This window comes from Okeania sp. SIO3B5 (assembly GCF_010692555.1).
Taxonomy (GTDB): domain Bacteria; phylum Cyanobacteriota; class Cyanobacteriia; order Cyanobacteriales; family Microcoleaceae; genus Okeania.
On sequence record NZ_JAAHHG010000653.1, the window covers coordinates 1 to 4,899 of the forward strand.

At 37.9% G+C, this 4,899-nt stretch carries 1 protein-coding gene and 3 pseudogenes; all 4 read right to left on the bottom strand.

Features of this window, described 5'->3' with window-relative positions; translation table 11 throughout:
- A pseudogene (locus F6K54_RS40260) lies at positions 1 to 932 on the bottom strand (RNA-guided endonuclease InsQ/TnpB family protein); the annotation flags it as partial.
- A gap of 686 nt (positions 933 to 1,618) precedes the next feature.
- Complete coding sequence (locus tag F6K54_RS40265; RefSeq protein WP_293089988.1) at positions 1,619 to 2,533, bottom strand: S1 RNA-binding domain-containing protein; 915 nt, start codon at positions 2,531 to 2,533, stop codon at positions 1,619 to 1,621.
- 1,315 nt (positions 2,534 to 3,848) lie between these two features.
- Positions 3,849 to 4,238 (bottom strand): annotated as a pseudogene (locus F6K54_RS40270) (dienelactone hydrolase family protein); the annotation flags it as partial.
- An 18-nt stretch (positions 4,239 to 4,256) separates the two neighbouring features.
- Positions 4,257 to 4,899 (bottom strand): annotated as a pseudogene (locus F6K54_RS40275) (HNH endonuclease); the annotation flags it as partial.

Consider the following 4,899-nt stretch of genomic DNA (forward strand, 5'->3'; position numbering starts at 1 on the left):
TGTACTCTAATTGCCTGACTAATTCTCCCCAGTTAGCATCACTACCCACCCCTCTTGCTCCCCTCCCGGGAGGGGATGGGGGTGGGTTATGGTTTTTGACCATATTCTTTACGGCTATTTCCTCAACTACAACAGTTTGATTTTCTCTGATTAATTGAGTAGGCACGCTTATGGGTATAATCAAGCCTTGAATCTTTAATTCGTGCGTGTATCCTAGCTACTTTCAGCCTAGCCTTTTGATAGTTATTAGATCCCTTCGTTTTTCTCTTTAGAGACTTTTGAGCTAATCTCAGTTTTTTGTGTAATTTATTTAGATTCTTAGGGTTAGCAAATTTTTCTTCATCACTGGTAGTAACTAAACTGGTAATTCCGCGCGTCAATACCAATTTGTTTCTGGACTGGCTTAAGCAATAAATTCCTGGTATCATTGACTCTCAGAGACACTGACCATCTACCAGAGGGGTCTAGCTTCACTGTAATTGTGCTAAGGACACAATCTTGTGGCAGTTGCCTACTCCATCTAATAGGTAATGGCTCAGAACATTTAGCTAAATAGACTTGACCATCTTTCCACTTAAATGCAGACTTTGTAAACTCTGCACTACCACCCCATACGCTTTTTCTTGAAGTTAGGATATTTGGCACGCCCACTAAAAAAGTTAGTAAAAGCAGCCTGTAGATGTCTTAAACCTTGTTGTAATGGGACACTGCTTACAACTGTCAAGAAAATCTAAATTTTCCTCTTTCTTCCAAGAAGTAAGCAGAGCTGAGGTTTGAGCATATCCTACTCGTTCTTGATTCTCATACCAGGCAGTAGTTCTTGCTGCTAAAGCTTTGTTGTAGATGAGGCGTACACAACCCAAAGTTCTCCTCAACAGATTTTCCTGCGACTGAGTAGGGTAAAACCTAAATTTGTATGCTTTATCAACCATCTCTGTTTGCTTTTCTACTCTTACGTTTTAACAGATTATTTGTGAAATCCCAACATTGATTGGCATTGCCATACGGCGCTCTCCCGTAGGGGAGCGCGGGTATAAATGCCAACATTTAGATAAAATCCATAACGATAACTTTCTTTTCCTGGCATTTCTTATTGATAAAAATTTCGACTATAGCTAAGAAAGAATTGGTTAGGACTTATGCGGATGATGAATCTTAGACTAGAAAATGTTTTTCCAACTATTCCCTGTTTCCTGCTATATAAAAATTGCTGAATAAGTGCCAAAACCTATTCAGCCATCCTAAAAAGTATTGACATCCTCTCTCGTTATAATCTTTAGATTTAACGGGAGATTCCTAAACCTCACGATTTAGGTTTACTGCTTTAATGGCACTTACCTAGACTGTTGCCAGTCCCCGACAGTACGCCTACACAGTCAATTTGCTCTACGATCTGCAAAGGCCGCAGTGACACCTCACTGGTATCATGTACCTACTTGTATAATACTTCTATTTTAATGGAGTGCTTATTTTTGTTTGGTCGCGATTCATCTCCCAGTAAATCGGAGATTATACCGGGAGTCCTCTCGCTCCATTTTTGATAGCTAAGAAAGAATTGGTGAGAACTTATGCGGACGATCAACCTGAGACTAGGAAATATCTTTCCGACTATTCCCTGCTACTGTAATTGAGGTAAAGCCTTTCTTGCCCTTTCTGCACGAGCATCTGCCGACTCCATAACTTCATCAATTTTTTCCAACATTTCCCCTGGATAATTTTCTAGCACCTTAGTAGAAAGAGAAATTCGCTTTCGACCTTCATCCAAATCAACAATCATCGCCCTAACCAAATTACCCTGGGCAAAAATTGTTGATAAAGAATCAACCCGTTTTTGACTAACTTGGGTAATATGCAGCAAACCAGTTAAACCCTCTAAATCCACAAAAACCCCAAAAGGTTTCACTCCAGCAACATTTCCTTCAACCAACTGACCAACAATTAACTTACTAAAACCAGCAGATTGAGCAGCCAAACGTTGAGACATAACAATTTTATTCTTTTCTTGGTCTAATTCCAAAAAATTGACTGTCAATACTTGGTCAATCAATGAGTCCAAATTTTCCTTTGCCAGAAGATGGGAACGCGGAATAAAACCCCGCAAAGATTGTACATCCACCGTCACCCCACCCTTATTAGTACCAATTACTCGAACTTGGAAAGACTGACCACCTTCTTGTAATTCAATCAAATTCTCCCAAATTTGATTAATTTCTAGCTGCTTAATAGAAAGAAGCACTTCTCCTTCTGCATTTTGCTCGCGGATAATTAGGAAGTCCCGTTCTAGCTGTAATGGTAGTGCTTCAGATAAATCTTGTGTTACTCCCAAGAAAGCTTCTTGAATGGGCAAAAGAGCTAAAGACTTACCCCCTATATCAATGTATATACCTTCAGATTCATAACTATATACTTTTCCAGTAACTATTTGTCCTTTTTGAAATTCATAATTATATTGAGGTTGTTCGAGAGCTTTAGCAAAATCGTCCATGGAAAAGGACTGTTTACTTTCTTGAGAGCTGCTTGATTGATTCATCATAAACTTTCGGTAAGTGGGAAACCAACCTGTTTTTAACGGCTGGATGGAAACGATGCGATGGGTTTTAACCCGTAGTTACGCACATTGCCAATTTTGAATATTTTCGCTACTAAAATGTATTATAAGTGGGAAAGTTCATTATGTATCTGACCCAAAAGAACAAAATTAGAAACCTGTCTGGCCAGGAGTTTAAAGTCTTAAAGCCTACATTCCGCACGACAAAACGTAGCATAAAAATATAAGTCAAAAGTCAAAAGTCAAAAGTCAAAAGTAAGAAATAAAGAAGTAAGAAGTAAGAATAAAATTATAGTGGTCAATAAAATATAAGTCAAAAGTCAAAAGTCAAAAGTAAGAAATAAAGAAGTAAGAAGTAAGAATAAAATTATAGTGGTCAATAAAATATAAGTCAAAAGTCAAAAGTCAAAAGTCAAAAGTAAGAAATAAAGAAGTAAGAAGTAAGAATAAAATTATAGTGGTCAATAAAATATAAGTCAAAAGTCAAAAGTCAAAAGTCAAAAGTCAAAAGTAAGAAATAAAGAAGTAAGAAGTAAGAATAAAATTATAGTGGTCAATAAAATATAAGTCAAAAGTCAAAAGTCAAAAGTCAAAAGTCAAAAGTCAAAAGTAAGAAATAAAGAAGTAAGAAGTAAGAATAAAATTATAGTGGTCAATAGGAGTCAATAATTTAGTAAGTATTTATACTATGCAAATCATCTCAATTACTTTTTTCATTCATCAAACTCCTTGTAAATAATTAGGGTTTGCTGAAAAAGTCTTATGGGTGAGGGTAGGAGTCAGAATTTCCTAGGTCATGCTCCGCAAACAGAATCGGTGAATTCAGGAGGAGCGGGGAATTATAGAGGAGGTAGTCAGAAAAATTGTAAGAGTGATTTTTCTGTCATAATCGTCTGAAAATACTAGCTTTATGCAGCTCTTGCCACCAAAAAGCTGATGCTTTTTGAGACCCAAAAATGCTAAAATCTTTATCTGTCAATGCGCGCGATATTTAATCAGCAAGCCCTAATTAAGCATAAATACTGGCTCTTATGATTACTCAATCACGACAGCTATAATTTTCTTCTAAAATTCTGTCTCCTGTCTTCCCCTCCCCTCCTGGGAGGGGTTAGGGGTGGGTTGGGAGGGGGAGGGGCGAGGGGTGGGTTGTCTCCTGACTCCTTCTTCGGTTGCTACATTTTGTGGTGCGGAATGTGGGCTTTAAGAATCTGTGTGGATTTATCCCACAGACTGTCAACTATAGCAAAAGTCAAAAGTTAAAAGTTAAAAGTTAAATTATTACTTTATATAGCTTTTTTCTTTACAATTCTTGACTAAACAGTTGCTTTGTCTTAACCCAAGCATCAGCAGCAGCTTCAGCATTGTAACTACTACGATGGTCACAAAAGAAACCGTGGTCTGCTGGATAACGAAATACTTGATGTTTAATTTGATGTTTCTGTAAGTCTGTCTCTATTTGGTCTACCTGTTCTATGGGAATTAAAGGATCTTCTGTACCAAAGAAGCAGTAAATAGTACCACTAATTTTTGGAGTTAGAGTAATAGTAGGTTCACCACCACCAGGAGTACCAGTGGCAATACCAGCTCCATAGAAAGAAGCTGTTGCTTGAATTTCTGGTAAAGTTGCTGCTAAATAGCTCACATGGCCTCCAAAACAGAAACCAATACAACCAAACTTATCTGCTTTAACAGTAGGTAGGGTGTTAAACTAAGCCAGTTTGTTACCAAACCGACTTGTCTTCAGAACCGGACGTGAGACTTTCACCTCATCACGGCTCCTCTCTTAAACGTCCCTTGTCATGGGTACATCCTGCTTCAGAGTTAACATATCGTCAATCCATATATAATTTTCAGGTAAGTCCTGTGCCTTAAATTTTGGATATGTCTTATTATCTAGAGCAGTTTTATTGTCGTGGCAGTGTCGGTGCAACAATTGTTTGTTCTTATATGTGTTGTCACCACCTTTAGACCTTGGGATTATATGGTCAACTTCCAGTAGGTCAGTTGGTCTAAAGGTTAGTCCACAAGATGCGCATTTATTCTTTTGCCGTTTTAACAGCGTTGCGACTTCCTTCCTTACGCCTGGGTATTTGCCGATTCTATTACTCCAATAAGTCCAATTGCCGTCATAAGGGGATTTATTACCTTTCACCTTGATGTGTCTTACAATAGGAACATCCGAGTGTTGGTTTAGTATATACTCGCCGTCGTTAAGTACCCAATTTCTGGTTTCTTTGCGGCGAGGGAAATACTTTTTCTTTACCCATTTAGCTGACTTATTTGGATGCCTTCTACTTGCCCATCTCCATAATCTTTTCCATAGAAGCATATCAATTTTATTGAATGTCTCA

Excerpts from the sequence above, each read along its gene's own strand:
- F6K54_RS40265 (WP_293089988.1), bottom strand. The coding sequence starts at position 2,533 with ATGATGAATCAATCAAGCAGCTCTCAAGAAAGTAAACAGTCCTTTTCC.